This window comes from Paraburkholderia sp. EG286B, from assembly GCF_040965655.1.
In the GTDB taxonomy this organism is placed as follows: Bacteria; Pseudomonadota; Gammaproteobacteria; order Burkholderiales; family Burkholderiaceae; genus Paraburkholderia.
In genome coordinates, this window is record NZ_JBFRCF010000001.1 from 37,967 (window position 1) to 64,354 (window position 26,388).

General features: G+C 66.5%; 22 protein-coding genes. 14 read left to right on the plus strand and 8 right to left on the minus strand.

The annotated features are described in order from the left end of the window. Positions 1–2: 2 nt before the first annotated feature. A complete protein-coding gene (gene cyoB / locus AB4Y42_RS00185) occupies positions 3–2,012 on the minus strand; it encodes a cytochrome o ubiquinol oxidase subunit I (protein WP_368693028.1) in 2,010 nt (669 codons plus the stop codon). Between the two features lie 7 nt (positions 2,013–2,019). After that, positions 2,020–3,042: a ubiquinol oxidase subunit II gene (gene cyoA, locus AB4Y42_RS00190; protein WP_368693029.1), complete on the minus strand. Its 1,023-nt coding sequence runs from the start codon at positions 3,040–3,042 to the stop codon at positions 2,020–2,022. 171 nt (positions 3,043–3,213) lie between these two features. Between cyoA and AB4Y42_RS00195 the strand changes: the two genes are divergently transcribed. The 3 genes from AB4Y42_RS00195 (at position 3,214) to AB4Y42_RS00205 (ending at position 6,588) form a co-directional block, all read left to right on the plus strand. Continuing rightward, the gene (locus AB4Y42_RS00195; protein WP_368693030.1) at positions 3,214–4,608 is read left to right on the plus strand and encodes a PLP-dependent aminotransferase family protein; all 1,395 of its coding nucleotides are present in this window, start codon (positions 3,214–3,216) and stop codon (positions 4,606–4,608) included. A 197-nt stretch (positions 4,609–4,805) separates the two neighbouring features. After that, positions 4,806–5,702, plus strand: coding sequence for a fructose bisphosphate aldolase (locus AB4Y42_RS00200; RefSeq protein WP_368686949.1), 897 nt, complete (start codon positions 4,806–4,808; stop codon positions 5,700–5,702). A gap of 148 nt (positions 5,703–5,850) precedes the next feature. Then, positions 5,851–6,588, plus strand: a complete 738-nt coding sequence (locus AB4Y42_RS00205) for a transglycosylase SLT domain-containing protein (RefSeq protein ID WP_368686950.1) — start codon at positions 5,851–5,853, stop codon at positions 6,586–6,588. A 216-nt stretch (positions 6,589–6,804) separates the two neighbouring features. On the opposite strand, the gene AB4Y42_RS00210 is transcribed toward AB4Y42_RS00205, so the two are convergent. Then, positions 6,805–7,767 carry a ProQ/FINO family protein gene (locus AB4Y42_RS00210; RefSeq protein ID WP_368693031.1) on the minus strand — a complete coding sequence of 321 codons (963 nt, stop codon included), beginning with the start codon at positions 7,765–7,767 and terminating at the stop codon, positions 6,805–6,807. A gap of 211 nt (positions 7,768–7,978) precedes the next feature. Between AB4Y42_RS00210 and AB4Y42_RS00215 the strand changes: the two genes are divergently transcribed. Beyond that, positions 7,979–8,755, plus strand: coding sequence for an SDR family oxidoreductase (locus tag AB4Y42_RS00215; RefSeq protein WP_368693032.1), 777 nt, complete (start codon positions 7,979–7,981; stop codon positions 8,753–8,755). A gap of 33 nt (positions 8,756–8,788) precedes the next feature. Here the strand turns inward: AB4Y42_RS00215 and AB4Y42_RS00220 are convergent, their stop codons facing one another. Then, a complete protein-coding gene (locus AB4Y42_RS00220; protein ID WP_368693033.1) occupies positions 8,789–9,877 on the minus strand; it encodes an OpgC domain-containing protein in 1,089 nt (362 codons plus the stop codon). A gap of 572 nt (positions 9,878–10,449) precedes the next feature. Between AB4Y42_RS00220 and AB4Y42_RS00225 the strand changes: the two genes are divergently transcribed. The 9 genes from AB4Y42_RS00225 to AB4Y42_RS00265 all read left to right on the plus strand — a co-directional run bounded on the left by AB4Y42_RS00225 (position 10,450) and on the right by AB4Y42_RS00265 (position 20,108). Continuing rightward, complete coding sequence (locus AB4Y42_RS00225; RefSeq protein WP_368693034.1) at positions 10,450–12,810, plus strand: bifunctional salicylyl-CoA 5-hydroxylase/oxidoreductase; 2,361 nt, start codon at positions 10,450–10,452, stop codon at positions 12,808–12,810. 2 nt (positions 12,811–12,812) lie between these two features. After that, complete coding sequence (locus tag AB4Y42_RS00230) at positions 12,813–13,592, plus strand: SDR family NAD(P)-dependent oxidoreductase (protein WP_368693035.1); 780 nt, start codon at positions 12,813–12,815, stop codon at positions 13,590–13,592. Further along, positions 13,589–14,152, plus strand: coding sequence for a MarR family winged helix-turn-helix transcriptional regulator (locus AB4Y42_RS00235; RefSeq protein WP_368686956.1), 564 nt, complete (start codon positions 13,589–13,591; stop codon positions 14,150–14,152). Before AB4Y42_RS00230 ends, AB4Y42_RS00235 begins: the two co-directional genes overlap by 4 nt. A gap of 35 nt (positions 14,153–14,187) precedes the next feature. Further along, positions 14,188–15,042: an enoyl-CoA hydratase family protein gene (locus AB4Y42_RS00240; protein WP_368686957.1), complete on the plus strand. Its 855-nt coding sequence runs from the start codon at positions 14,188–14,190 to the stop codon at positions 15,040–15,042. A gap of 1 nt (position 15,043) precedes the next feature. Then, positions 15,044–16,231 carry an acyl-CoA dehydrogenase family protein gene (locus tag AB4Y42_RS00245; protein WP_368686958.1) on the plus strand — a complete coding sequence of 396 codons (1,188 nt, stop codon included), beginning with the start codon at positions 15,044–15,046 and terminating at the stop codon, positions 16,229–16,231. Positions 16,232–16,272: 41 nt separating this feature from the next. Beyond that, the gene (locus AB4Y42_RS00250) at positions 16,273–16,689 is read left to right on the plus strand and encodes a RidA family protein (protein WP_368686959.1); all 417 of its coding nucleotides are present in this window, start codon (positions 16,273–16,275) and stop codon (positions 16,687–16,689) included. Positions 16,690–16,741: 52 nt separating this feature from the next. Next, positions 16,742–18,379: an AMP-binding protein gene (locus AB4Y42_RS00255; RefSeq protein WP_368693036.1), complete on the plus strand. Its 1,638-nt coding sequence runs from the start codon at positions 16,742–16,744 to the stop codon at positions 18,377–18,379. Between the two features lie 218 nt (positions 18,380–18,597). Then, on the plus strand, positions 18,598–18,876 hold the full coding sequence (locus tag AB4Y42_RS00260) for a helix-turn-helix domain-containing protein (RefSeq protein WP_368686961.1): 279 nt from the start codon (positions 18,598–18,600) through the stop codon (positions 18,874–18,876). Beyond that, entirely contained in the window at positions 18,873–20,108 is a 1,236-nt protein-coding gene (locus tag AB4Y42_RS00265) for a type II toxin-antitoxin system HipA family toxin (protein ID WP_368686962.1), read from the plus strand. Before AB4Y42_RS00260 ends, AB4Y42_RS00265 begins: the two co-directional genes overlap by 4 nt. A 37-nt stretch (positions 20,109–20,145) precedes the next feature. Here the strand turns inward: AB4Y42_RS00265 and AB4Y42_RS00270 are convergent, their stop codons facing one another. Both AB4Y42_RS00270 and ydiK read right to left on the minus strand, forming a co-directional pair. Further along, positions 20,146–22,836, minus strand: coding sequence for an ATP-dependent Clp protease ATP-binding subunit (locus AB4Y42_RS00270; protein WP_368686963.1), 2,691 nt, complete (start codon positions 22,834–22,836; stop codon positions 20,146–20,148). Positions 22,837–23,036: 200 nt separating this feature from the next. Further along, positions 23,037–24,119, minus strand: a complete 1,083-nt coding sequence (gene ydiK / locus AB4Y42_RS00275) for an AI-2E family transporter YdiK (RefSeq protein WP_342920906.1) — start codon at positions 24,117–24,119, stop codon at positions 23,037–23,039. Positions 24,120–24,293: 174 nt separating this feature from the next. Between ydiK and surE the strand changes: the two genes are divergently transcribed. Continuing rightward, a complete protein-coding gene (surE, locus tag AB4Y42_RS00280; RefSeq protein ID WP_133186902.1) occupies positions 24,294–25,082 on the plus strand; it encodes a 5'/3'-nucleotidase SurE in 789 nt (262 codons plus the stop codon). Between the two features lie 24 nt (positions 25,083–25,106). Here surE and AB4Y42_RS00285 read toward each other — a convergent pair whose 3' ends face one another. Both AB4Y42_RS00285 and AB4Y42_RS00290 read right to left on the minus strand, forming a co-directional pair. After that, complete coding sequence (locus AB4Y42_RS00285) at positions 25,107–25,544, minus strand: acyl-CoA thioesterase (RefSeq protein ID WP_368686965.1); 438 nt, start codon at positions 25,542–25,544, stop codon at positions 25,107–25,109. Positions 25,545–25,592: 48 nt separating this feature from the next. Beyond that, positions 25,593–26,183, minus strand: a complete 591-nt coding sequence (locus tag AB4Y42_RS00290) for a YSC84-related protein (RefSeq protein WP_368686966.1) — start codon at positions 26,181–26,183, stop codon at positions 25,593–25,595. Between the last annotated feature and the right edge of the window lie 205 nt (positions 26,184–26,388).

The window sequence follows — 26,388 nt, forward strand, 5'->3', positions numbered from 1 at the left end:
GTTTATGCCATCTCCTCGATGTGCTCGGATTGATCGAAACGCCGGATGCCGAGTTGCCTGAAGCGCGCGTTCTCGATGCGCTCGACCTCGGCGGCCGGCACCCAGTAATCCACGTCCTGGTTGTAGGTGCGCGCGATGAACGTGGCGATCATGCCGATCAGGCCCACCGCCGCGAACACCCACATGTGCCACACGATCGCAAAGCCGAACAACAGGCTGAACGCGGCGATGATGAAGCCCGCGCCCGTGTTGCGCGGCATATGGATGTCCTCGTACTTCGCCGGCTGCACGTAGGCGCGGCCCGCTTCCTTGTTGTCCCAGTGCTGCTCCATCGAGGTGATCTCCGGCAGCACGGCGAAGTTGTAGAACGGCGCGGGCGAAGCGGTCGACCATTCGAGGCTGCGGCCGTCCCACGGGTCGCCGGTCACGTCGCGGTTGGCTTCACGATCGCGCAGGCTCACCGCGATCTGCACGATGAACGAGAGAATGCCGAGGCCCACGAACACGGCGCCCACGAGCGCCACCACGAGCCACGGATGCCACTCGGCCACCTCATAGTGATTCATGCGCCGCGTCATGCCTTCGAAGCCGAGAATATAGAGCGGCGTGAACGCGAGCCAGTAGCCGATCAGCCAGCACCAGAACGACACCTTGCCCCAGAACTCGTTGAGCGTGAAACCGAACACCTTCGGGAACCAGAAGCTCACGCCCGCAAGACAGCCGAACACCACCCCGCCGATGATCACGTTATGGAAGTGCGCAACGAGAAACAGCGAGTTGTGCAGCACGAAGTCCGCGCCCGGCACGGCCAGCAGCACGCCGGTCATGCCGCCCACGGCGAACGTCACCATGAAGCCGATGGTCCAGAGCGTGGCGCTGTGATAGCGGATGCGGCCGCGATACATCGTGAAGAGCCAGTTGAAGAGCTTCACGCCGGTCGGGATCGAAATGACCGTGGTCATGATGCCGAAGAACGCGTTGACGTTCGCGCCCGAACCCATCGTGAAGAAGTGATGCAGCCACACGAAGAACGAGAGAATGCCGATCGACGACGTGGCATAGACCATCGACTTGTAGCCGAACAGCGGCTTGCCCGAGAACGTCGCAATGATTTCCGAGTACGCACCGAACGCAGGCAGGATGAGGATGTACACCTCCGGGTGACCCCAGACCCAGATCAGGTTGATGTACATCATCGCGTTGCCGCCCAGCTCGTTCGTGAAGAAGTGCATGTCGAAGTAGCGGTCCATCGTGAGCAGCGCGAGCGTGGCGGTGAGCACCGGGAACACCGCGACGATCAGGATGTTGGTGATGAACGCCGTCCACACGAACACCGGCATCTGCATCATCTTCATGCCCGGCGCGCGCATGCGCAGGATCGTGACGATGAAGTTGATGCCCGAGAGCGTGGTGCCGAGGCCCGATAGCTGCAGCGACCATATGTAGTAATCCATACCGACGGTCGGGCTGTAGCCGAGCTCCGAAAGCGGCGGATACGCCACCCAGCCCGTGGCCGCGAAATCGCCCACGAACATGGACACCATCACGAGCACCCCGCCCACCACCGAAAGCCAGAAGGAGAGCGAGTTGACGAACGGATAGGCCACGTCGCGCGCGCCGATCTGCAGCGGCACGACTACGTTCATCAAACCGAGAATGAGCGGCGTGGCCACGAAGAAGATCATGATGACGCCGTGCGCCGTGAAGATCTGGTCGTAGTGATGCGGCGGCAGGTAGCCCGCGGCGTCGCCATACGCGAGCGCCTGTTGCGCGCGCATCATGATCGCGTCGGCGAAGCCGCGCAGCAGCATGATGACGGCGAAAATGATGTACATGACACCGATGCGCTTGTGATCGACCGACGTGATCCACTCGCGCCACAGATAGCCCCACTTGCCCGCGATCGTGATCGCGGCGAGCAAGGCGAGGCCGCCGAGCGCCACGACGGCGCCCGTGCCCATGATGATCGGCTCGTGCCAGGGAACGGCGTCGAGCGTGAGTTTTCCGAACATGGTGTGATTACTCCGCTGCCAGAATGGCACTACGGTTGAGCGTGAGCGCCGGGGCGCCTGTGCCGGGGACTGCGCTGGGGGCCGTGGGGACCGTGCCGCAAATCGGGTTGCCGTGCACGTCGCGCATGTATTTGCCGACCACGCCGTCGAACAGGCCCGGTGCGACGTTCGAATAGAGCGTCACCGGGGTCTTCTCGCCGGGCAACGCGAGCTGTTCGTAGGCGGCGCGGCTCAGCATCGTGGGCGACGCCTTCGCCTGCGCGATCCAGGCGTCGAAGTCGGCGCGGCTCTTGGCCAGCGTTTCGAAATGCATGTCGGAGAAGCCCGGGCCGCTGAATGCCGCCGAGCGGCCCGCATAAATGCCGGGCTCGTTCGCGATGAGGTGCAGTTTCGTCTGCATGGCCGGCATCGCATAAACCTGGCTGCCCAGTTGCGGGATGAAGAACGAGTTCATCAGCGACTCGGCGGTGAGGTTGAACTCAACGGGCGTATCCACGGGGATCGCGAGCTGGTTCACGGACGCCACGCCGTAGTCCGGGTAGATGAAGAGCCACTTCCAGTTGAGCGCGACCACGTCCACGCGCACGGGCTTCGTTTGCGATTCGATCGGGCGATACGGGTCGAGCGAGTGCGTCGTGCGCCAGATCAGCACGGCGAGCGTGAGCACGATCACGCAGGGGATCGTCCACACCACCACTTCGATGGCCGTGGAATGCGACCAGCGCGGCGCGTAAGTCGCGTTCGTGTTGGACGCGCGATAACGCCACGCGAACCACAGCGTGAGTACGATCACGGGGATCACGACGAGCAGCATCAGGCCGAGCGCGATCAGGATCAGGTTCTTTTCCTGCACGCCGATGTCGCCCTTCGGGGCGAACAGCGCCATGTTGCAGCCGCTGAGCAGCACTAGCGGGGCACCCGCCGCGACGAGCGCGGAGCGGCGCAGAAAGCGGGTAATCAGGGGTGGACGTGATGAAGAAGGCGGGCCGGCCGTGGCGGCCCGCCCCGAGCGAGGGTCTGGATTGCGCATGTCTGGTTCCAAGGTTGACGTTCGCGCAAACCCATCCATACGTGCTCACTCTGCTGCCGCACGAGCGGCCTCGGAGGCCGCCGCAGAAGCCATACATAGCCTATATGTATGGATTTACGCGCTTCATGCACGCATGCTAGAGTAAGACATGACGCATACATCCGCGACAGAATGACACACGACCAACCTGCCGAAAGCGCCGGAGAGATCAACGCATGGGCCACGGCGATGCAGTCCGGCAACGGCCCGCGCTACTTGCGGCTCGCCGATTTCATCGAAGCCGCGGTGGCGCACGGCACACTGCACCCCGGCGAGCGCGTGCCCGCGCAGCGCAGTCTCGCCACCCTGCTTGCGGTCGATCTGACCACCGTCACGCGCGGCTTCAACGAAGCCCGGCGGCGCGGGCTGATCGAGGCGCGCGGGCCGCTCGGCACCTTCATTGCCGCGCCGCGCGCCGAGCTGCTCCAGCGCGTGGACCTCAGCATGAACATCCCGCCCGCGCCCGCCGGCCTCGACATGAACGCGCTGCTGCGTGAAGGCATGGCGCGCGTGCTGGTGCGCAGCGACGCCGATCTGCTGATGACCTACCACATGGGCGGCGGCGGCCGCGCCGACTGGCAGGCGGGCGCGAAGTGGCTGCAGCCCATGCTCGGCCACGTCGCGCCCGATCGCGTGGTGGTCTGTCCCGGCGCGCAGGCGGCGCTGGCCGCGCTGATCCTCGCCTTCACGCAACCGGGCGAGGTTATCCTCGCCGAGCCGCTGCTCTATCCGGGCCTGCCGCACGCGGCAGCGCAACTGGGCCGCCGCATCGCCCCCGTTGCCGTCGACGCCCACGGCATGCGCCCCGACGCGCTCGAAGCGGCGTGCCGCGACCACGCGGCCCGGCTCATCTACGTGAACCCCACGTTGCAGAACCCGACGACGGCGACCATGCCGGAGGCCCGCCGGCTCGAAATCCTGCGGGTGGCGCAGCGTTGCGGGGCGCGGATCGTCGAAGACGATCCTTACTGGCGTTTCGCGCCCGACGCGCCCGCGCCGTTTGCCCGGCTCGCACCCGCTCAGGTCTGCTATCTCGCGACGCTTTCCAAGACGCTCTCGCCCGGCCTGCGCACGGCCTATCTCGCGCTGCCCGACAAAGAGGCGCGCACACGCCTCGTGACCGCGCTGCGCACGTTCTCGCTGATGGCCGCGCCGCTCACCAACGCGCTCGCCACCCACTGGATCGAGGACGGCGTGGCCGAGCAGATCTTCGCGGACGTGAAGGCCGAAGCGCGCGAGCGCCAGCGCATCGCGGCGCACACGCTGGGATCGTCGGCGGGCGCGGGCATTCACCTCTGGTACGCGTTGCCGCGCTACTGGCAGGCGCGCGAACTGGCCGCGGCCGCGAGCACCGAGGGCCTCGCCGTGGCGCCCTCCACGGCGTTCCAGCAAGGCCCGGAAACCGCGAACGCGATCCGCATTTCGCTGGGCGCGACGGGCGGGCGCGAACAATTGCAGGCCGCGCTGCGCAAGCTCTCGGCGCTGCTCGCGAACGACCGCAGCGCGCAGGCGCAAGTCATCGTGTGACGGCGCTTGCCGTGCGCTCCCCCTGGCACCGCAATTGCTGCGGTTTATCGTTTCCCTGCTTCAGCGCGGCTGCGCGGCCATGCCCACATAATGGCAAAGACGCGGCGCAGCGGCGCAAGTACACTCGTCGCAGCAGGCGGCGACCGGATTCGAGTAACCGCGCCCGCAAGGGCGCCCCAAATATGGGAGATACGACGATGGCAAACGAGCAAATGCTGGCGCAGATGCGCGACAAACCGGGCTTCATCGCCGCGCTGGACCAGAGCGGCGGTTCGACGCCTGGCGCGCTGCGCCAGTACGGCATCCCCGAAAGCGCGTATAGCGGCGACGCCGAAATGTTCCGCCTGATCCACGAAATGCGGGTGCGCATCGTCAGCGCCCCCGCGTTCACGGGCGAGAAGGTGATCGGCGCGATCCTGTTCGAGGCGACCATGGACGGCCAGGCGCAAGGCAAGCCCGTGCCCGAGTTCCTCTGGAACGAGCGTGGCGTCGTGCCGTTCCTCAAGGTCGACAAGGGGCTGGAGGCCGAATCCGACGGCGTGCGCCTGATGAAGCCGATCCCGGGCCTCGACGCCCTGCTCGAGCGCGCGGTGAAGGCCGGCATTTTCGGCACCAAGATGCGCTCGGTGATCGAGCACGCCTCGCCTTCCGGCATCGCTTCGATCGCCGCACAGCAGTTCGCATTCGGCGCGCAGATCTCCGCGCACGGACTCGTGCCGATTCTCGAGCCCGAAGTCTCGATCAAGGCCCCCGACAAGGCCAAGGCCGAGAAGCTGTTGCGCGACGAACTGCTCAAGGGGCTCGACGCGCTGCCCGCCTCGCAGAACGTGATGATCAAGCTCACGATTCCCGACACGCCCGACTTCTATCTGCCGCTCATCGAACATCCGCAGGTGGTGCGCGTGGTGGCGCTCTCGGGCGGCTATTCGCGCACTGACGCGTGCGAGCGTCTCGCCAAAAACCATCGCATGATTGCCAGCTTTTCGCGCGCGCTCATCAACGACCTCACGAAGTCGATGAGCGACGCCGAGTTCGACGCCGCGCTCGCCACGAGCATCGACGAAATCTGGAAGGCCTCGGTGCAGAAGGACTGAACCCGGCCTGAACCCTGCCTCAAGCCGCGCCGGGCGCAACGCCCGGCCCCGGCACCGGTCTGGGATGTGAAAACGGGATGACGTGCAGCCGGCCTCATTAATCGGGGCCGGTTATACTTGCGCCTTCTTTTTCTCCTATGCACCGGCCATGAGGCAGTTACTCTGCCTGCTCGTCCTGTTGCCGGGCCTCGTGCAAACCGCGGCCGCGCAGGCGCAGCAGCAGGCGCCCGCTAGCGACATCGTCAGCGCATCGGCTGCGGGTGAGGTTGCTCCCGCAAGTTCCAGCGCCATGTCCAGCGCGGTTTCGAAATACCTCACGCAAAAGTTCGGTATCGCGAAAGGGAAAGCCGCGCAAATCTCGCAAGCCGTCACGGGCGCCGCCGAGAAGTATTCGCTGCCGCCTGCGGTACTGCTCGCGATCATCTCGATCGAGTCGCGCTTTCGCGAGAAGGCACACGGCGCGAATGGCGCAACCGGACTCATGCAGGTCGTGCCGTCGGCGCATCGCAATCTCCTGCACAACAAGGATCTCACCGACCCCGAGGTCAACATCGACGTGGGCTCGTCGATCCTCTATGGCTACCAGCGGGCCGCCGGCGGCGACCTCAACGCCGCGATGAAGAACTATGGGGGCTCGAAGGCCTATGCGGAAAAGATCCGCACGCGCGCCGTGGAGTTCAGCCGGGTGCTCGACACCGCTAGCGCGCCTGCCGCGAGCGATGCGCCGGCGAGCGTCGGGCTGGCGGCTTCGGCGGCCTCCGCCTTTGCGGCGGCGGCGGCAACGGCCGCGATCGGCGCCTCCGCACCCGCTGCAGCACCCTCCGCGACATCGGCGGCCTCCGCGCAGGCCGCCGTGCAAAACGCCGCGTCGGCCAACCCGCGCTAACACCGTTTCCTGCTTCGCTCAGGCTGCCCTGCTTGGGATCGGCGGCCATGCGATGCGCATCGAAAGCATCCGGGATCACAATACGAAGAGGTCGGCGCGCGCCGAAGGTTGCGCGCGCATCGATCGACAGCGCGCCCGCCAGACGTGCGAACGCCCCTCTCACGGCAATGCCGAGAGAGGGGCGATTCTCGAAAGGGAAACTTCCGGCGCGCGGGCTCAGGCGCCGCTTGCGGGCGTCTCGCCGTTTTCCGGTTGCTGGACCGCGACTTCCGGCACGTTGGACGGCGCTTGCGGCTCGACGCCCTGGGCTTCGGGCTGGGGCGCGGGTTCGGTCTTCGCCTCGGCCTTGGCGTCGGGCTGTGCCTTGGCCTTGGCCTCGGGCTGGGTCTTGCCCTCTTCGCGCGCCTTGGCTTGCGCCTCGGCCTTGGCCTTCTGACGCGCAAGCGCCGCATTCGCGCGGCCGACGTGTGACGGATCGATGCCCGGGCCTTCCGAGGCCGTGCCGTCGAGTTCGTAGCGCGAGCCGCCTGCGGCCACACGCTCGTGATAGCGCGGATGGTTCACATGGCGCTTGAGCACGGCGACGATCATCGTGCGCTCGTACTCGGGGTGACGCGCGACGAGATCCTCAGCCACGCCGATCTTGAGCGGCAAACGGTCGCGGAACGCCGGGTAGTGCTTCGCGAACACGTTCCAGACCGTGTTGAGCTGGCGATTGCGCTCGATGCGCGCCTTTTCGGCCTCGCTCAGATTCGCGGCCGGCGGCTGCTGGGGACGCGCCGGACGGCGGCGTTGCTGCTGCCCGGAACGCTCGCCCGCCTCAGGCCCGCGGGCCGGCTTCGGCTGCTGCGGCCGGCGCGGCTGCTGCGCGCGCTGCCCCTGCTCGCCTTGATTCTGCTCCTGCGCTCGCGCGCCCTGAGGCCGGCCGTGGCGCGAGCGCGCACGCTCGTCCTTGCCGCCGGCTGCGCCAGCAGCCGCCGAACCCTCTCTCGGCGCACGCGGGCCCTTCGGGGCGTGCGAGCCGCCATGGCTCTTCGTGCCCTTGTGAGCGGGCTTGCCTTGCGATTTTTGCGCCTGTTCTTCGGCCGGCTGGCCTAAGCCGCCCCCCATGCTCTTCTTGATCTCAAGAAGACCTTCCTTGAAGCTCAGGGTACGGCGTTGTTGCGATGCGGCTTTCACGTCCAGATCTCTTCCATATGGAACCGGACGCTATGATACCGAAAACACGGCCGATCCAACCGGGCAATCAATTGTTGCGGCCGGTTTCGCGTCCGCCATCGTGTGCCGCGCCACACCGCGAATCCACGCGGCGTGCGGCAAAATCCCCCGAATTTCATGCATCCACACCTTGCGCACGCAAGGATCGCATCCTTTTTTTCATTACGACACCATGACGATTTCGACATCCGCCCCCCGTTCCACCCTGCGCGCCATCGTGACCGGCCATACGCGCGGACTGGGTGCGGCGCTCGCGCAATCGCTGCTGCAACGGGACATCGAGGTGCTCGGCCTCGGCCGTGGCACGCATGCGGAACTGGTTTCCCGCCATCCGGAACGGTTCGCCCAGGCCGTCGTGGACCTCGCCGATCCCGCCGCACTCGAGCGCTGGCTGGCGGGCGACGCGCTCGATGCGTTCGCGCACGGCGCGCAGTGCGTACTGCTCTTCAACAACGCGGGCACCGTCGAGCCGATTGCCCCGCTCGGCGCGCAGGACCCGCTCGCCATCGCGCGCGCCGTGACGCTCAACGTGGCAGCGCCGCTGATGCTCGCGAATGCGCTCGCCGCCACGCCCGCGCTCGGCGCGAACGCGTCGCGCCGCATCGTGCATATTTCGAGCGGCGCCGCGCGCAACGCGTATGCGGGCTGGAGCGTGTATTGCGCGACCAAGGCCGCGCTCGACCACCACGCGCGCGCCGTCGCCCTCGACGCGCCCGCCGGCGTGCGCATTTGCAGCATCGCGCCGGGTGTGATCGACACCGGCATGCAGGAGGCGATCCGTGTGACGCGCGTCGACCAGTTCCCGATGCGCGAGCGCTTCGAACAGCTCAAGCAGAATGGTTTGCTGTCCACGCCCGAAGCGGCCGCGCAGCAATTGATCGACTATGCATTGAACGAGGCATTCGGATCGGTGCCCGTCACCGACGTGCGCGAACTCGTCAAGGCGTGAGCGTGTCGTGCATTGAATCGTCGCCGTCGCGCCTCACGTAAGCGCGACGCGCGGCCGTACCGCTTTCAGGCGCCGCACACCACCCGCAAGCACGAGCAATGCGCCGACCGCGAGCACATCGCCCGCGAGCCGTGCAGGCAAGGAAGCGGTGACGTGTGTTGCACGCAGCAGCGTGTCGATGACGTTCGAAGCCACCGCGCCCCCCACGAAACAGACGAGGCCCTGCTGCCCCACGTTGACGACGGCCGGCAGCCGCTGCGCAAGCCATGCTATCCAGCCCTTGCGCACAGCCTGCGCGGCGAGCCAGGCCACGGCGGCGAAGTTCACGATGCGCACGCTCGCGAGATTCTGTTTCATGTAGCCAGGCTGAGGGTCCAGATCGGCGAACAACTGGATGAACGCAAACGTGACGACGAGCACCAGCGCGAACGCCGTCAAGGCGCGGCCCGCCCACGAGACCTGGAACGCGCGCGACACCGGATAGATGCGGCACAGCAGGCCCAGCATGAACATGGCCTGCCAGGCAAACGGGTTGAACGGCCAGATCGCGCCGGGCGCGGTCGGCAAATAACCGGCGAGCCAGCACCCGCCGAACCACAGCACGAAACTGCCCACGAGCACGAGATCGGGCGAGCGGCGCGCAAGCGGCATCACGAATGGCAAGAGCATCACGAGCACGATGTACATGGGCAGCACCCCGGCCAGATAGGGCTGGTCGCGAAACACCGCGATATTCGCGAGCATCGTGAACGGCTGCGCAGCGAAGCGCAGATAACCCGACTCTGCGACCAGCGGCGAATCCACCCGCAGCATCACCGCGGCCGCACCCGACAGCAGCATGAGCGCAGCCGTGCACAGGTAGGCGGCGTAGATCTCGCGCCCGCGGCGCCAGAAGCGCCGGTTGGCCGCGCCCTCGCCCTTTCGTCCGGCGATGGCGAGCCAACTCGCTGCGCATACATAGCCGCTCACGAACACGAAAACCTCGGCGGAGTCGCAGAACGCGAAGTTGTGCAGCATCGCATGCGAAAGCACGCTGGAAGGAATGTGATCGAGCGCGATGGAAATCAATGCGAAACCCCGGAAAAAGTCGATTTCGATCGATCGCTTCGCTGTCTGACTCATTGGTGACGACTCCCGTTCGTGTCGAAGATTACGATTGCAGGGGTGCGCGACTTCGATTCGATGAAGCTGTCAGGCTTCAGGAGTCGTTTTGTAAGGATGCCTGATCGATTCGTCGCTGCACGCACAACGCATGAAAGGGTCCCGTAAAAGGCTGTGCGAAAGTGCGGCCTCACCATGCGACTTTAATGCCAGCTCGACGCGAAATGGGCCTGCGTAACCCATGGTAAGCATTTCGCCCGCGTCACGCTTGCACGCAGTCGCGCGCGCACGCCCGGACGGTGCGCGCCATGCACATCGAATCAGCAGCCGCCCGTTTCTGGTGCCACATCCTGTGGCTTCACGTCTGCACCGTCGCGGCATTTCGGCCGTCGCGCCTGGAAAGGCGCGCGAAAGCCTGCATGTTCCCTTTACTCGCGTCATGGCGAGTTGACGCCGGGCCGCGCCGAGGGTTCCGCAAATCGTCCGAAGTTTCGCCGCCGCGCCCAGGGTCATCCCGCCCTCGCACGCGAATTACTTGACACCTAAAGTAATTGGACCTACATTGAGCTTGCAGACTGAACGGAGGAGCGAGCATGCGCATTGTTTGCATGGGTGGCGGGCCCGCGGGCCTCTATTTCGGCCTTTTGATGAAGCGCCGTCACCCCGACTACGAAATCACCGTAATCGAACGGAACCGCCCGTACGACACGTTCGGCTGGGGCGTGGTGTTCTCGGACCAGACGCTGGGCAACCTGCGCGCGGCCGACCCCGAAAGCGCGGACGAGATTCTCGACGCCTTCAATCATTGGGACGACATCGAGATTCACTTTCGCGGCAGCGCGATCCGCTCGTCGGGCCATGGCTTCTGCGGTATAGGCCGCAAGCGCCTGCTCAACATCCTGCAGGCGCGCTGCGAAGCGCTCGGCGTGAAGCTCGTGTTCGAATCGCAGATCACCGACGACGACGTCACCCAGGCGGATCTCATCATCGCGAGCGACGGCCTGAACAGCGCCACGCGCCAGAAGTACGCCGCCACCTATCAGCCCGATATCGATTTGCGCAATTGCCGCTTTGTGTGGCTCGGCACGTCGAAACTCTTCGACGCGTTCACGTTCGCGTTCGAGGAAACCGAATGGGGCTGGTTCCAGGCGCACGCCTACCGGTTCGACGACAACACCTCGACGTTCATCGTCGAAACGCCCGATCACGTGTGGCGCGCAGCCGGCCTCGACACCATGAGCAAGGAAGACAGCATCGCATTCTGCGAGAAGCTGTTCGCGCGCTATCTCGACGGCCACGCGTTGCGCTCGAATGCGTCGCATCTGCGCGGCTCGTCGCAATGGATCCGCTTTCCGCGCGTGGTCAATCGCGAATGGGTGCACTGGAAAACCGCGGCCGACGGCAAGCAAACGCCTGTCGTGCTGATGGGCGATGCGGCGCACACCGCGCACTTCTCGATCGGCTCGGGCACGAAGCTCGCGCTCGAAGACGCGATCGAACTCGCCAACAGCATGGAAGCGCACCCCGGCGATCTGCGCGCGGCGCTCACGCACTACACCAACGTGCGTAGCGTGGACGTCCTGCGCATTCAGAACGCCGCGCGCAATTCCACGGAGTGGTTCGAGCACGTGGACCGCTACGCGACGTTCGATCCGGAGCAGTTCGCCTATTCGCTGCTCACGCGCTCGCAGCGCATCTCGCACGAAAATCTGCGCGAGCGCGACGCGCATTATCTGTCCGGCTTCGAAACGTGGCTCGCGCAGCGCGCGGGTGGCGAGGCGCGCGCCGTGCCGCCGATGTTCACGCCCTATACCGTGCGCGGCGTGACGTTGAAAAACCGCGTGATCGTCTCGCCGATGGCGCAATACTCCGCCCATGACGGCGTAGCCGGCGACTATCACCTCATGCATCTGGGCGCGCGCGCCATGGGCGGCGCCGCCCTCGTAATGACCGAGATGACCTGCGTCTCGCCCGAGGCCCGCATCACGCCCGCCTGCCCCGGCATGTATGCGCCCGAGCATCTGCAGGCGTGGAAGCGCATCGTCGATTTCGTGCATGCGAACTCGGACGCGAAAATCGGCATGCAGCTCGGCCATTCCGGCGCCAAGGGCTCGACGCGCGTGGCATGGGAAGGCATCGACCAGCCGCTCGACGAGGGCAACTGGCCGCTCGTCTCCGCGTCGCCGCAGCAATATCTGCGCGGCGTGAGCCAGTGGTCGCACGAAGCGAGCACCGAGGAACTGCGCGACATCGAGGCGCAATTCGTGCGAGCCACGCAAATGGCAGACGAAGCGGGCTTCGACTGGCTCGAATTGCACTGCGCGCACGGCTATCTGCTTTCCAGCTTCCTTTCGCCGCTCACGAACCAGCGCACCGACGAGTACGGCGGCTCGCTCGAAAACCGTCTGCGTTATCCGCTCGAAGTTTTCAAGGCGATGCGCGCGGTCTGGCCGGAAGACAAGCCGATCTCGGTGCGCGTCTCGGCACACGACTGGGTCGAAGGCGGCAACACGCCCGACGACGCCATCGAAATCGCGCGCGCGTTCAAGGCGGCAGGCGCGGACATGATCGACGTTTCGTCGGGCCAGGTAAGCAAGGAAGAAAAGCCCGTCTTCGGCCGCATGTTCCAGACGCCCTTCGCCGACCGCATCCGCAACGAAGCGGGCATCGCGACGATCGCCGTCGGGGCGATTTCCGAGGCGGATCACGTGAACGGCATCATCGCGGCCGGGCGCGCCGACCTGTGCGCCGTGGCGCGGCCGCACCTGGCCAACCCCTCGTGGACGCTCACCGAAGCCGCGCGCATCGGCTACCTCGACATCAAGTGGCCGAACCAGTACATGGCGGCCAAGACCCAACTCGAACGCAACATCGAGCGCGAACGCGCCGCAGCGGCAGCCGCGGCCGGCCTGTCGCCGATCGAGCGTGCGCAACGCGCAGAAGGAACCGTGTGATCATGAACCAGGCAATCCTGAACGATCGTCATGCCGTCGTGACCGGCGGCGGCAGCGGCATCGGCGCGGCGACGGCCGCCGCGCTCCTGCATGCGGGCGCGCGTGTCACGCTGATGGGCCGTGACGCCGCGCGGCTCGACGCCCAACGTGCCGCGCTCGGCGGCGGCGAGAACGTGGCTTGCGTGAGCGTCGATATCACCGACGAAGAAGCCGTGAACGCGGCGTTCGCGCGTGCGGCGGAAACGCTCGGCGCCGTCGATATCCTCGTCAACAACGCGGGCCAGGCTCAGGCCGCGCCGTTCGCGCAAACCGACCTCGCGCTGTGGAAACGCATGCTCGACGTGAATCTCACCGGCGCGTTCCTGTGCACGCGCGCGGTGCTGCCCGGCATGCTCGCGCGCAAGGCCGGACGCATCGTCAATGTGGCGAGCACGGCAGGTCAGGTCGGCTACCCGTATGTCGCCGCCTATTGCGCCTCGAAACATGGCGTGATCGGCATGACGCGCGCGCTCGCGCTCGAAGTGGCCACGCAGGGCGTGACCGTGAACGCCGTGTGCCCCGGCTACACGGAAACAGAACTGCTGCAGGCGTCGCTCGAACAGATCACGCGCAAGACTTCGCGCAGCGAAGCCGAAGCGCGCAGCATCCTCGTGCGCCACAACCCGCAGCAGCGTTTCGTCATGCCGGAAGAAGTCGCCAACGCCGTGCTGTGGCTGTGCGCGCCTGGATCGTCCGCGATCACGGGCCAGTCCATATCCGTTTCCGGTGGAGAAATCACATGACATCGCCCGCATCCACGCGCAAGAACGCCACCGCGAAGGCCGCAACGAAAGCGCCGCGCAAGGGCGTCGAAAAGCCGGCGGAGAATGTCGTCGACATGGAAATGAGCACGGGCGCCGACAGCCACATGGGACTGCGCCTGTGGCTGCGCCTGCTCACCACGACGAACCTCGTGCAGGCCGAGCTGCGCCGCCGCCTGCGCGTCGAGTTCGATACGACGCTGCCGCGCTTCGACCTGATGGCGCAGCTCGAGCGCCACCCGGAAGGTCTGCGCATGACGGAACTCTCGCGCCGCCTGATGGTGACGGGCGGCAACGTCACGGGCATTACCGATCAGCTCGAAAAGGAAGGCCTCGTCGTGCGCGACGTCGCCCCCGACGACCGGCGCGCCTTCGTGGTGCGCCTCACGCCCGAGGGCCGCGCCCTCTTCGACCGCATGGCGGCCGCGCACGAGCAATGGGTGGTGGAGCTGTTCGGCGGCCTCTCGCTCGACGAGAAGTCGAAGATGCACGAGCGGCTCGGCAAGCTCAAACAACATCTGCGCAGCGGCCTCGAAAGCTGAACACACTGCAATTGCAAAGATCCGGGAGACCTATCTTGACGACACGTTCCAGCGCCGAAGCGCTCTTCGCGGGCAACCGCGTCACGCTCGCCGGTTATGAGGCGCAACACTTCGGCTGGTCGGTGCAAGGCCGCGTGGCGACCATCACGCTGAACCGCCCCGAACGCAAGAATCCGCTCACGTTCGAATCGTATGCAGAACTGCGCGATCTGTTTCGTCAGCTCGCCTATGCGACGGACGTGAAGGCCATCGTGCTGCATGGCGCGGGCGAAAACTTCTGCTCGGGCGGCGACGTGCACGATATCATCGCGCCGCTCATCGATCTGCCGATGCCCGAACTGCTGATGTTCACGCGCATGACGGGCGACCTCGTAAAAGCCATGCGCCACTGCCCGCAGCCGATCATCGCCGCCGTGGACGGCGTCTGCGCCGGCGCGGGCGCGATTCTCGCCATGGCCTCCGACATGCGCTACGCCACCGCGCGCAGCAAGCTCGCGTTCCTCTTCACACGCGTGGGGCTCGCGGGCTGCGACATGGGCGCGTGCGCGATCCTGCCACGCATCATCGGTCAGGGCCGCGCGGCCGAACTGCTTTACACGGGCCGCTCCGCGAGCGGAGAAGAAGGCCACGCATGGGGCTTCTACAACCGCATCTGCGAGCCCGAAATGCTGCTCGCCGAGGCACAGAAACTCGCCGCCGATCTCGCGTCCGGCCCGACCTTTGCGCACGGCATCACCAAGACGATGCTGCATCAGGAATGGACCATGAGCATCGACGAGGCCATCGAGTCCGAAGCGCAGGCGCAGGCGATCTGCATGGCCACGCGCGATTTCGGCCGCGCCTATGAGGCGTTCGCGGCCAAAACGCGTCCGGTTTTCGAAGGAGACTGAATTGAGCGCTGCCGTTGAAACCAATCTCCACGACGCGCTCGCGTGGCCGTTCTTCGAAGATCGCCATCGCGCGCTCGGCGCGGCAATCGAAGCGTGGGCGCGCGAGCATCTCGCGCACGTGCCGCACGACGACGTCGATGCGACCTGCCGCGCGCTCGTGCGCAAGCTCGGCGAAGCCGGCTGGCTGCGCTACGGCGTGGGCGGCACCGCTTACGGCGGCCATGGCGACACGATCGACACACGCGCCGTCTGCCTGTTGCGCGAAACGCTCGCGAAGCACTCGGGTCTCGCCGACTTCGCGCTCGCCATGCAGGGCCTCGGCTCCGGCGCCATCTCGCTGGCCGGCGACGACGCACAAAAGTCGCGCTATCTGCCGCGCGTCGCGCGCGGCGAAGCCATCGCCGCGTTTGCGCTCTCCGAACCCGAAGCGGGCTCCGACGTCGCCGCGATGGCGCTCGCCGCACGGGCCGAGGGCGACGACTACGTGCTCGACGGCGAAAAAACGTGGATCTCGAACGGCGGCATCGCCGACTTCTACGTGGTGTTCGCCCGCACCGGCGAGGCGCCGGGCTCGCGCGGCATCAGCGCGTTCGTGGTCGATGCCGGCACCCCCGGGCTCGAAATCGCCGAACGCATCGACGTGATCGCACCGCATCCGCTCGCGCGCCTGCGCTTCACCGGCGCGCGCGTGAAGCGCAGCCAGATGCTCGGCGCGCCGGGCGAAGGTTTCAAGATCGCCATGCGCACGCTCGATATTTTCCGCACCTCGGTTGCCGCGGCTTCGCTCGGCTTCGCGCGTCGCGCGATGGCCGAAGGACTCGCGCGCGCCGCTTCGCGCAAGATGTTCGGCCAGACGCTCGGCGATTTTCAGCTGACCCAGGCCAAGCTCGCACAGATGGCGCTCACCATCGACAGCAGCGCACTGCTCGTCTATCGCGCCGCGTGGCTGCGCGACCAGGGCGAAAGCGTGACGCGCGAAGCCGCCATGGCGAAGTGGCAGGCAAGCGAAGGCGCGCAGCAGGTGATCGATGCGGCCGTGCAACTCTGGGGCGGCATGGGCGTGCAAAGCGGCAACGTCGTCGAGTCGCTCTATCGCGAGATTCGCTCGCTGCGCATTTACGAAGGCGCGACCGAGGTGCAGCAGCTCATCGTCGGACGTGATTTGCTCAAGGCATACAACGCCGCGTAAGCGCGTACTGCGCGACGCTTCTCTACGGAACCGGACGAAACATGAAACAAGCCCTTCTTCCCGCAGGCTGGGTCAAGCCGCGCGGTTATGCCAACGGCGTCGCCGCTGCCGGCACGCAGGTCTATATCGCCGGCCAGATCGGCTGGGACGAGAACGCGCGCTTCACGAGCCGCGAATTCGGCGCGCAGGCCGTGCAGGCGCTGCGCAATATCGTCGCCGTTCTCGACACCGCGGGCGGCAGGCCCGAGCACCTCGTGCGCATGACCTGGTACGTCACCGACAAGAAGGAGTACCTGGCATCGCTGAAGGAAATTGGCGCCGCGTTTCGCGAGCTGATCGGCGACTACGACATCGCCATGAGCGCGGTGCAGGTGGTGGCGCTCATGGAAGACGACGCAAAGGTGGAAATCGAAGCGACCGCCGTGATTCCCGATGACGCGCGTCTCACGCGCCGATAACCCGCCGCCCACGCAACAGCACGATCAGCTCATACAGACAGCCGGAGACGCCATGCAACCCACCGCCCATGTCGATACGTTCGCGCGCGATCATCTGCCGCCCGAGTCGCAGTGGCCCGACATGCTGCTCGACAATCCCGACGTCGCCTACCCCGCGCGCATGAATTGCGCGGTCGAGTTGCTGGACCGCGCGATCGAGGCCGGGCACGGCGAGCGCCCGGCGATCTGGTCGGACATCGACGGCAAGCCGCAAGCCACCACGTATGCCGAACTGCTCGCGCTCGTCAATCGCACCGCCCGCGCGCTGGTGGAAGACATGGGGCTGCAGCCGGGCAACCGCGTCCTGTTGCGCGGGCCGAATACGCTGCAAATGGCGGTGGCGTTTCTCGCGTCGCTCAAGGCGGGCCTCGTGGTGATTCCCACCATGCCGCTCCTGCGCGCGAAGGAGCTCAAGCAGATTGCGGACAAGGCGCAGGTTTGCGCGGCGCTGTGCGACGTGCGGCTCACTGAAGAACTCGCGCGCTGCATGGACCCCGCCGACGAATTCTTTTGCGAAGGCATCAAGCAGGTCTGCTACTTTCACGACACGGCGCCAGGCACGCTGGAAGCGCTCGCGGCAGACAAGCCCGTCGACTTCACGGCCTGCGACACGGCCAGCGACGACGTCTGCCTGATCGCCTTCACGAGCGGCACGACGGGCATGCCCAAGGGCTGCATGCACTTTCACCGCGACGTGATCGCCATGTGCGATCTGTTCCCGCGTCACATCCTGAAGCCCACGGCCGAGGACGTGTTCTGCGGCACGCCGCCGCTCGCGTTCACGTTCGGGCTGGGCGGGCTGCTGTGTTTCCCGCTGCGCGTCGGCGCGTCGACGGTGCTGATCGAAAAACTCACGCCGGCGCTGCTGCTCGACACGATCCAGCGCTTTCACGCGACCATCGTCTTTACCGCGCCCACGTTCTACCGGCAGATGGCGGCGCTCGTCACGCAGTACGACCTGACCAGCCTGCGCAAGACGGTCTCCGCCGGGGAGGCGCTGCCGCAGGCCACCCGCGAACTATGGCGCGAGGCGACGGGCATCGAGATGATCGACGGCATTGGCGGCACCGAGCTGATCCATATCTTCGTGTCGTCCGCGGGCGCTGACGTGCGCCCCGGCTCGATCGGCCGCGCGGTGCCCGGCTACGTCGTGCAGGCGCTGGACAATGACCTGCAGCCGGTGCCGCCCGGCGTGACGGGCAATCTCGCCGTGCGTGGCCCGACCGGCTGCCGCTATCTCTCCGACGAGCGCCAGGCCGTGTTCGTGCGCGGCGGCTGGAACCTGCCCGGTGACGCCGTATCGATCGACGCCGACGGCTACGTGTTCTATCAGGCCCGCTCCGACGACATGATCGTTTCGTCGGGCTACAACATCGCGGGGCCCGAAGTCGAGACAGTGCTCATGCAGCACCCCGCCGTGGCCGAGTGCGGCGTAACGGGCGTGCCCGACGAAGTGCGCGGCCAGGTGGTGAAGGCGTTCGTCGTCTTGCGCCCGGGCTTCAGCGCCGGCGACGCCCTGGTCGCCGAGTTGCAGAACTTCGTGAAGAACGCGGTGGCGGCGTACAAATATCCACGCCTGATCGCCTTTATCGACGCACTGCCACGCACCGAGACCGGCAAGCTCAAGCGCTCGGCGTTGCGGTCGATGTGAAGCGGTGCGCGGGGAAAGAACTACTACGTAAACCGTTGAATTCTTAACGATCACGTATCGCGGCCCTGGAAACGCTGATTTGCGCAAAATCATGCGCATATCGGCGTTTCAGCCGCCGCTTTGCGCAAAATTGCGCGCATTTACCATCGCGAAGCCCCGGTCGTCTTGATGCGCAGAATTATGCGCAAATTGCCCAATAACGACCTATAATGCGCACCATGATGCGCAAAAACTCCGCGAACCTCTCGATCTCCAACGTCGAGCGCCTGGCAGAAGGCCTGCGCGCGACGCGCCGCGAGCGCAAGCTGACCCAGCAGGCCCTGGCCGAGCAGGCGGGCGTCGCCCGCCGCACCGTCACGAACGCCGAACACGCAGGCAACGTCGGCGTACGCGAACTCTGCCGTCTCGTGAACGCGCTCGGCTATGAAGTCGTGCTGCGCCCCATGGATACCGTCATCCTCGAGGACCTGAACGACATATTCAGGGACGACGAATGACTGCCAGCGCCGCATTCGACCTCGAAAGGCTCCTGCGCGAAATCCGCAACCTGGAAGTCCATACGCCGCAGGGACCGAGCGGTCTGCTCGCGCGCGAAAGCCGCTTCGTCTTCAATTACGGCGACGCGCCGGACACGGCAGCCGTCTCGCTCACCATGCCGGTGCGGCGCCAGAGTTATGCGAGCGGCGACCTGATGGGCATCTTCGCGATGAACCGGCCAGAGGGCTACCTGCGCTTCGTCATCGAGGAGCGGCTCGCGCGTTACGGCGCGCCCAGCGACATGTTTCTGCTCTTTCTCGCCGGCACCAATCAGATCGGGCGGCTCACCTATTCCGTGCCGGGAGAACGGGTGCCGCAGAGCGACGGCGAACGTCTGGACGAATTGCTTTCCTCGCCGTCGGGCCGTTTGTTCGAGCGCCTGATCGACCGCTACGCGCTCGGCTCGGGCATCTCCGGCGTACAGCCGAAGGCGGTCGTTCCGCTCGCCCACGAAGCCGCCGCGCGTCCCGCCGAGCACACGGCACTGCCCCTGCGCACGGTGATCGTGAAGGCCGAAGGCGACGATTTCCCCGGGCTCGCGCGCAACGAATACTTCTGCATGTCGGTGGCGAAAGAGGCGGCACTCGAAGTCCCCGACTTCTGGCTTTCCGAAGACGGCAAGCTGTTCGTCATGTCGCGCTTCGATCGCGAGCCGGACGGCATGCCCATCGGCTTCGAGGACATGAGCGTGCTCACCGGCAAGGCGAAATACGAGGGCAGCTACGAGATGATCGCCAAGGCGGTGGACATCTATACGCGCTCGGACCCGGCGCAGAAACGCCGCCTGTTCGAGCGCATCGCCCTCTCGTGCCTGTTGCGCGACGGCGATGCGCACATGAAGAACCTGGGAATCCTCTATATCGACCCGACCGGTCCGCGCCGGCTCGCTCCGGTGTTCGACGTGGTCTGCACGGACATCTATCCGGATCTCGACGGGCGCATGGCGCTCAACCTCAACCGGAGCAAGACCTTCCCGCTGCCGGCGGAGCTCCATGCCTTCGCCCGGCGCCTCGGCCTGCGGCAGTCCGAAGGCGAGGACATCATGAGCCGCCTGCACGGCGCCTATCTCACGGTCGCCGAGCGCTTCGCCGAGGACCGGCGATTCCACGAGGGCGACCTGCTCGCCAGGATCCGGCGGGCCGTCGAACGTCCGGGAGTCAAACCCGTCTCGCGCCCGAAGCTGGTGCGCTAGGCGCGCGAGCACGGGCAACCACGCCCGGCCGCCCGCGTCAGCTTTCGGCCGCCCCCTGCAACGCGAACGCCATGCGTTTGCCCGCCGCGTCGTAACGGCATACGACTTTGGCGCCCTCTTTCACGCCGCCCTTGAGCATTTCCTTCGCGAGTTCGTTCTCCACCGCCTGCTGCATCTTGCGCTTCAACTCGCGCGCGCCGAATTCCGGCCGATACCCCTCCGCCGCGAGGTAATCGATCACGCTGTCGTCGAACGTCAGCTCGATGTCCTGGCTGCGCGCCATGCGCCGGACCTGTTCGAGCTGCAGCCGCACGATCGCGCGCAGCTCGTCGCTGGTGAGCGGCTGGAACATGATGATCTCGTCGATGCGATTCAGGAACTCGGGCCGGAAATGCTGCCGCAGCTCGCCCATCACGGCGCCCTGCATCGACCCTTCGGCGCTCGAGAGGAAACCCGGCCCCGAGCGCTTTTGCCCCGAGACCACGTCGGAGCCGAGATTGCTCGTCGCGATCACGACCGTATTGCTGAAGTCGACCACGCGCCCCTTACCGTCGGTGAGCCGGCCGTCGTCGAACACCTGCAGCAGCACGTTGTAGACGTCGGCGTGCGCTTTCTCGATTTCGTCGAGCAGGATCACGCAATAGGGGCGACGGCGCACTTTCTCGGTCAACTGGCCGCCTTCGTCATAGCCGACGTAACCCGGCGGCGAGCCGATCAGCCGCGACACGGCGTGGCGCTCCATGTACTCGCTCATGTCGATGCGCACGATGGCGTCTTCGTCGCCGAACACCACTTCGGCCAGTGCCTTCGCAAGCTCCGTCTTGCCGACGCCGGTCGGTCCGAGGAACAGGAAGACCGCCGTGGGCCGCCGGCCGCGCCGCAGCCCGGCGCGCGAACGGCGCACCGCGTCGCTGACCGCGACGATGGCCTGCTCCTGGCCGATCACGCGCTCATGCAGCCGCTGTTCCATTTCGAGCAGCCGCGTGCGCTCCTCGGCGGTCAGTTGCGTGACCGGCACGCCCGTGAGCTTCGAGACGATCTCCGCGACGTCTTCGCTCGTCACGTCGGAGGTCACGGTGCCGAGCTGCCCTTTCCAATCGTTGGTGGCCTGCGCGAGTGCCTTTTCCTTGTCGGCGATCGGCTCGTCCAGCGTATGGGCGCGCTCGAAGTTCTTGCGCGTCGCCGCGTAGTCCTGCTCGCGACGCAGCTGCGCCAGCTCCGCTTCGAGTTCGAGGATTGCCGCTGGCCGCGAGGTGGCCGAAAGATGCACGCGCGCCGCCGCCTGGTCGACCAGGTCGATGGCCTTGTCGGGCAGGAAGCGCCCCATCACGTAGCGGTCCGACAGCTCGGCCGCCGACACGAGCGCGTCGTCGCGAATGGTCACGTGGTGATGCACTTCGAGCTTGTCGCGCAAGCCGCGCAGGATGTTGATCGTCTGATCGACGCTCGGTTCGGAGACGAACACGGGCTGAAAGCGCCGCTCGAGCGCCGCGTCTTTCTCGATGTACTTCTGGTACTCGGAGAGCGTCGTGGCGCCGATCAGGTTCAGCTCGCCGCGCGCCATCGCGGGCTTGAAGACATTGGCGATGTCGAGCCCGCCCTCGCCGCCGCCCTGGCCCGCGCCGACGATCATGTGCACTTCGTCGATGAACAGCACGAGGCTTTCGCGCTGCGCCGAGATTTCCTCCATCACGCCCTTCACGCGCTCTTCGAATTCGCCGCGATACTTCGCGCCCGCGATCAGCCCGTTGACGTTCAGCTCGACGAGCCGCCGCCCGCGCAGCGATTCGGGCACGTCGCCGTTGAGCATGCGTTGCGCGAGGCCTTCGGCGATCGCGGTCTTGCCCACCCCCGGTTCGCCGATCAGCACCGGATTGTTCTTGCGCCGGCGCGCCAGCACTTCCACCACGGTCTCGATCTCGCTCGAGCGGCCGATCACGGGGTCGAGCTTGCCCTCGCTCGCGAGCGAGGTGAGATCGCGGCTGTACTGGTCGAGTTGCGGCGTCGCGCTCGGCCCCTTCGCGGCAGGACGCTCGCGTTTGTCGCCCTGGGCCTCCACGAGCCGCTGCAGCACCTTCTGGGGCGTCACGCCGTAGCGGCCCAGCAGATGGCCCGCAAAACTTTCCGGCACCTGCGTGAGCCCGAAGAGCAGATGCTCGGGCGCGACGTAGCTGTGACCCAGTTCGCGCGAGACGAGAAAGGCGCGGTCGAGCGCGCCCTTCAGGCGCGGCGAGACGCCGATGCGGCCGTCCTCGGGCGCGGGCGCGCCTTCGCGCTTCTGCGCGTTGGCGTCGATGAACGCGCGCACATCGTCGGGCTGAATGCCGAGACGCTTGAGGATCGCCGCGCCCGCATCATTGCCCGCGAGTTCGTAAAGCAGATGCTCGGTGTCGACCTCGCGCCGCCCGAACTGCACCGCCCGCTCCGCCGCGCGCTGGAGCAATTCACGCGCCACGTCGCTGAAATAGCGCTCGACGATGGCGCCGTCGCCCGCTTCCATGGCCTGTGGCGCGGGTTCGGCCGCCGGGCCGCCGGCGTCGTCAGCGCCGTCCGCCTGTTGCGAGGCACGAAACAGCGCCTCCAGCGGGCTCAAGGTGCGTTGATGTCGCGTGAGTTGCGCGTAGTGATAGTCGCAGACATCGAGAAAACGCCGCCTGCCGTCCTGCAACACGGCGACCCGCACCGTAGCGGGGCGCACGCCGCAGATATCGCAGTTGAACTGAGCCATTTCGTCTCCTTGGAAGCGATGCGCGGCGCGCGCGGCTGCGCTGCCCACGACCAGGAATGGCACGAGGCATGCCCACGCGAGTGCCGCATGAATGCTCTAACGAATGCCGAAGCGAAGTTCAGACGTCATCGTAACGTCGAATCGAACTGCGCGTCGGCAAGAGGAGACGTTTGCTAATCGATGGCGTTACGTGCGCGGCGTCAAACGTCCTGCTGGGCAGCCGAACTGGACGCCCCGCGGACCTGCGCCGCCGGGTCGCGTATCCAGGCGCTCAGCAAGGTGGACGAAACGGCGAGGATCACCGGCCCGATGAAGAGCCCGACGATGCCGAAGGCGAACAGGCCGCCGAGCACGCCGGAGAGAATCAGCAGCATCGGCAGATTGACGCCGCGCCGGATCAGCACCGGCCGCACGAGGTTGTCGAGCATGGCCACCATCACCGACCACACCGCGAGCAGGCTGCCCGCAATGTGCGCGTCGTGCACGAACAGCCAGATCACGCCGCCGAGCAGCGGCAGCGTCGGGCCGATCTGCGCGAGACACAGCATCAGCATCACGGCCGTGAGCACGCCCGCGCCCGGCACGCCGGCCACCCACAGGCCGATGCCGCCGAGCGCCGACTGCAGGACCGCCGTCACGACGATGCCGAGCGCCACTGCGCGCACCGAAGCGCCCGCGAGCTTGACGGCCTGCTCGCCGTAAGCGGGCGCCACGCGCATGGCGAAGCGCGTGACGTAGTCGGCGGCCTGCTCGCCGTTGCTGTACAGAATGCCCGTGATGATGACGGTGATGAACATGTGCATGACGAACACGCCCACCGAAGCGGCGTGGCCGATCAGCCAGTGCGCCGCGATCGAAACATACGGTTCGAGCTGCGCGAGCAGGCCGCCTGGGCCGGCGTCCGAAAACTCCTGCCACTTGGCGGCAATGCGCGAGCCAACCACGGGAATGTCGCTGACCCACTGCGGCGGCGCGGTCAACGCATAGTCGGGCAGCTTGCGGATCAGCTCCATGATCTCGCCGCCGTGCACCGCGAGCGTCGAGATGGCTTCATAGAGCGGCAGCACGATCACGACCAGAAGGATCAGCAGCATGATGAGCGTGGCGAGCCAGCGGCGGTTGCCGCAGCGCCGCTCGATGGCTTTCATGGCGGGCCAGGTCGCGACGACGATGGTCGTCGCCCAGATCAGCCCCGGCAGGAACGGGCGCATGACGTAGAGGCTGCCGATCGTCAGCGCGCAGAGTATGGCAACAACGAACAGGATGCGGGCAAGGTCCGGCATGGCTTGCGGCTTCACGTACTTCTCCTCACGGCAGGGCGCGCCTCACGGCGCCGACGCGCTAGTCTATATCGGATAGGCTACGAATCCGTTTAAAAAGGTCCCGCACGCCTGCCGCCCGCAACGCACTCTGGAATAATGGCCCTTTCCCCGACCTGCAACGAAGAAGAGCCAGCCATGACCGCAACCGATACGAAACTGCCCTGCGTGCTCCTCACCAACGACGACGGCATCGACGCGCCCGGCCTCGCCGTGCTCGAAGCCGTGGCCGCCGAACTCGCGCACGAAGTCTGGGTCGTCGCGCCCGAACACGACCAGAGCGGGACCTCGCACTCGATCAGCCTGCATACGCCGCTGCGCGTGAGCCGGCGCGGCGCGCGGCGCTTCGGCGTGCTCGGCACGCCGGGCGACTGCGTGGTGATGGCGGTGCGCCAGCTCATGGGCGACGTGCGCCCTTCGCTCGTGCTCTCGGGCATCAACCGCGGCGGCAACCTCGGCGTGGAGACGATGTTCTCGGGCACGGTGGGCGCAGCGATGACGGGCCTGTTGCTCGGCCTGCCGTCCATCGCCCTGAGCCAGACCTTCCGCGACCGCGAGCGGGTGCGCTGGGACACCGCCCGCGCGCTCGCGCCGGACGTGATCCGCCGCCTCGCCGCCGTGGCGCATGACGCACCGGTCTGCCTGAACGTGAATTTCCCCGATATCGATGCGAGCGCCGCGGGCCCGCTCACGGTCACGCGCCAGGGCGTCGGGCTCGTGCAGGGCATCGACGTCGTGCCGCAGATCGACCCGCGCGGCATGGACTACCACTGGCTGCGCTTCAACCGCGGCCCGCGCGAAAACGGGCCCGACAGCGAAACGGCCGTGGTGAACTCCGGCCGCGTTTCGGTCACGCCGCTGCATTTCGAGCGCACCGACGAAAAGACGTTCGTCACGTTGCAGGCGGCGCTGGGCGCGGCCGCCTGACCATGGCTCGATGACCCGTCGCGATCAGTCGCGCGCGGCGGCCGTCATCGCCCGCGCGATCGCGTCGCGGATGTCATCAGGAATCCCAATCGACTTGTGGGTGTCGAGCGAGGTGGTCACGATGGTCTGGCGTGCCGCCATCCGCAGCACGCCGTCCACGCCCGTGCAGGCCCACGCGAGCGTGAGCGACGCCCCGCCCAGGCGCTCGACGTCGAGCGAGAGCCAGACCTCGTCGCCCATCTTGCTGACCGCCTTGAAATCCACTTCGAGCCGCACGGTCGGCATGCCCACGCGGCGAGCGCCTATCACGCCGTGATAGCCCTCCTGCGGCAACAACTCGTCGATCCACGACTCGACGAGATCGTTGAAGAGGACGAAATACTGCGGATAGAACACGATCCCGGCGGGATCGCACTCCGAGAAGTGAATCTTGTGTTTGCGGCGGTAGGTGGGCGTCGCCATTATGCGTGTGTCTCCTTCCATGCCAACTCGTAACTGCGCGCGGCACCGTCAAATGACGAGCCGCGACACCTTCACGCCTTCCAGCGACACCCCGGCCATGAGGCCCGCGTTGGTCAGCACGAACGCTTCCACGGGGCTCGTCGCGGTCGAGGTATCGACGTTGCCGTTCGCGCCCACCGTAACGAGCGCAACCGTGGCGTCCGCGCCTGCCGACCAGCCCTGGCTGCTCGTGAAATCGTTGAGCGCGACCGGGTTCATGAACGCGAAGATGATGGCCTTGGACTGCGCGCCGATCTGCAGGCCGAACGAGCCCGCAATGGTGCTGTAGTAGCCCGTCGTGCGGCCATCCACGCGCAGCGCGCCGGTGCCGTACTGACCGCCGATCCAGAAGCCTGCCGAAAGCACCTGCGGAAAAACGAGCACGCCGCTCGCCTTCGAGACCAGCTCCTGCGAGCCGCTCACCGTGCTGAAGAGGCGCGAGAGCGTGGCGTCGACGCCCGCGTCGATCGAATTGCGCTTCGCCGTGTTTTGCGAAGCGTTGTTCTGCGTGCCGAGCGGCGTGGTCGTGCAGCCGGCAAGCGCGAGGCCGCTGGCGGCGAGAGCGGCACTGGAGCTGAGAAGAAATTGACGTCGGCGCATTGCGTGGTTTTCCTGTGCAAATGGGGCTTCGGGTGCCCGCGCCGGCCCGATCGTGGACGTCCGGGCCGCGCGCAAAGCGCTACAGGATAGCGCGCATGGCCGTCGCCGGGGCAAACCCGCAATCCGGCGCGTGGGCACCCGGCCGCCTGCGGCGGCCATGACCGCTCATCCTTGGGGGTATAGGACCATGCAGCGGGCATCGAGT

Excerpts from the sequence above, each read along its gene's own strand:
- AB4Y42_RS00290 (WP_368686966.1), bottom strand. The coding sequence starts at position 26,183 with ATGCGCCGACGTCAATTTCTTCTCAGCTCCAGTGCCGCTCTCGCCGCC.
- AB4Y42_RS00235 (WP_368686956.1), top strand. The coding sequence starts at position 13,589 with ATGACATCGCCCGCATCCACGCGCAAGAACGCCACCGCGAAGGCCGCA.
- AB4Y42_RS00260 (WP_368686961.1), top strand. The coding sequence starts at position 18,598 with ATGATGCGCAAAAACTCCGCGAACCTCTCGATCTCCAACGTCGAGCGC.
- cyoB (WP_368693028.1), bottom strand. The coding sequence starts at position 2,012 with ATGTTCGGAAAACTCACGCTCGACGCCGTTCCCTGGCACGAGCCGATC.
- AB4Y42_RS00225 (WP_368693034.1), top strand. The coding sequence starts at position 10,450 with ATGCGCATTGTTTGCATGGGTGGCGGGCCCGCGGGCCTCTATTTCGGC.
- cyoA (WP_368693029.1), bottom strand. The coding sequence starts at position 3,042 with ATGCGCAATCCAGACCCTCGCTCGGGGCGGGCCGCCACGGCCGGCCCG.
- AB4Y42_RS00270 (WP_368686963.1), bottom strand. The coding sequence starts at position 22,836 with ATGGCTCAGTTCAACTGCGATATCTGCGGCGTGCGCCCCGCTACGGTG.
- AB4Y42_RS00200 (WP_368686949.1), top strand. The coding sequence starts at position 4,806 with ATGGCAAACGAGCAAATGCTGGCGCAGATGCGCGACAAACCGGGCTTC.
- AB4Y42_RS00195 (WP_368693030.1), top strand. The coding sequence starts at position 3,214 with ATGACACACGACCAACCTGCCGAAAGCGCCGGAGAGATCAACGCATGG.
- ydiK (WP_342920906.1), bottom strand. The coding sequence starts at position 24,119 with ATGCCGGACCTTGCCCGCATCCTGTTCGTTGTTGCCATACTCTGCGCG.
- AB4Y42_RS00250 (WP_368686959.1), top strand. The coding sequence starts at position 16,273 with ATGAAACAAGCCCTTCTTCCCGCAGGCTGGGTCAAGCCGCGCGGTTAT.
- AB4Y42_RS00220 (WP_368693033.1), bottom strand. The coding sequence starts at position 9,877 with ATGAGTCAGACAGCGAAGCGATCGATCGAAATCGACTTTTTCCGGGGT.
- AB4Y42_RS00230 (WP_368693035.1), top strand. The coding sequence starts at position 12,813 with ATGAACCAGGCAATCCTGAACGATCGTCATGCCGTCGTGACCGGCGGC.
- AB4Y42_RS00265 (WP_368686962.1), top strand. The coding sequence starts at position 18,873 with ATGACTGCCAGCGCCGCATTCGACCTCGAAAGGCTCCTGCGCGAAATC.
- AB4Y42_RS00205 (WP_368686950.1), top strand. The coding sequence starts at position 5,851 with ATGAGGCAGTTACTCTGCCTGCTCGTCCTGTTGCCGGGCCTCGTGCAA.
- surE (WP_133186902.1), top strand. The coding sequence starts at position 24,294 with ATGACCGCAACCGATACGAAACTGCCCTGCGTGCTCCTCACCAACGAC.
- AB4Y42_RS00255 (WP_368693036.1), top strand. The coding sequence starts at position 16,742 with ATGCAACCCACCGCCCATGTCGATACGTTCGCGCGCGATCATCTGCCG.
- AB4Y42_RS00285 (WP_368686965.1), bottom strand. The coding sequence starts at position 25,544 with ATGGCGACGCCCACCTACCGCCGCAAACACAAGATTCACTTCTCGGAG.
- AB4Y42_RS00215 (WP_368693032.1), top strand. The coding sequence starts at position 7,979 with ATGACGATTTCGACATCCGCCCCCCGTTCCACCCTGCGCGCCATCGTG.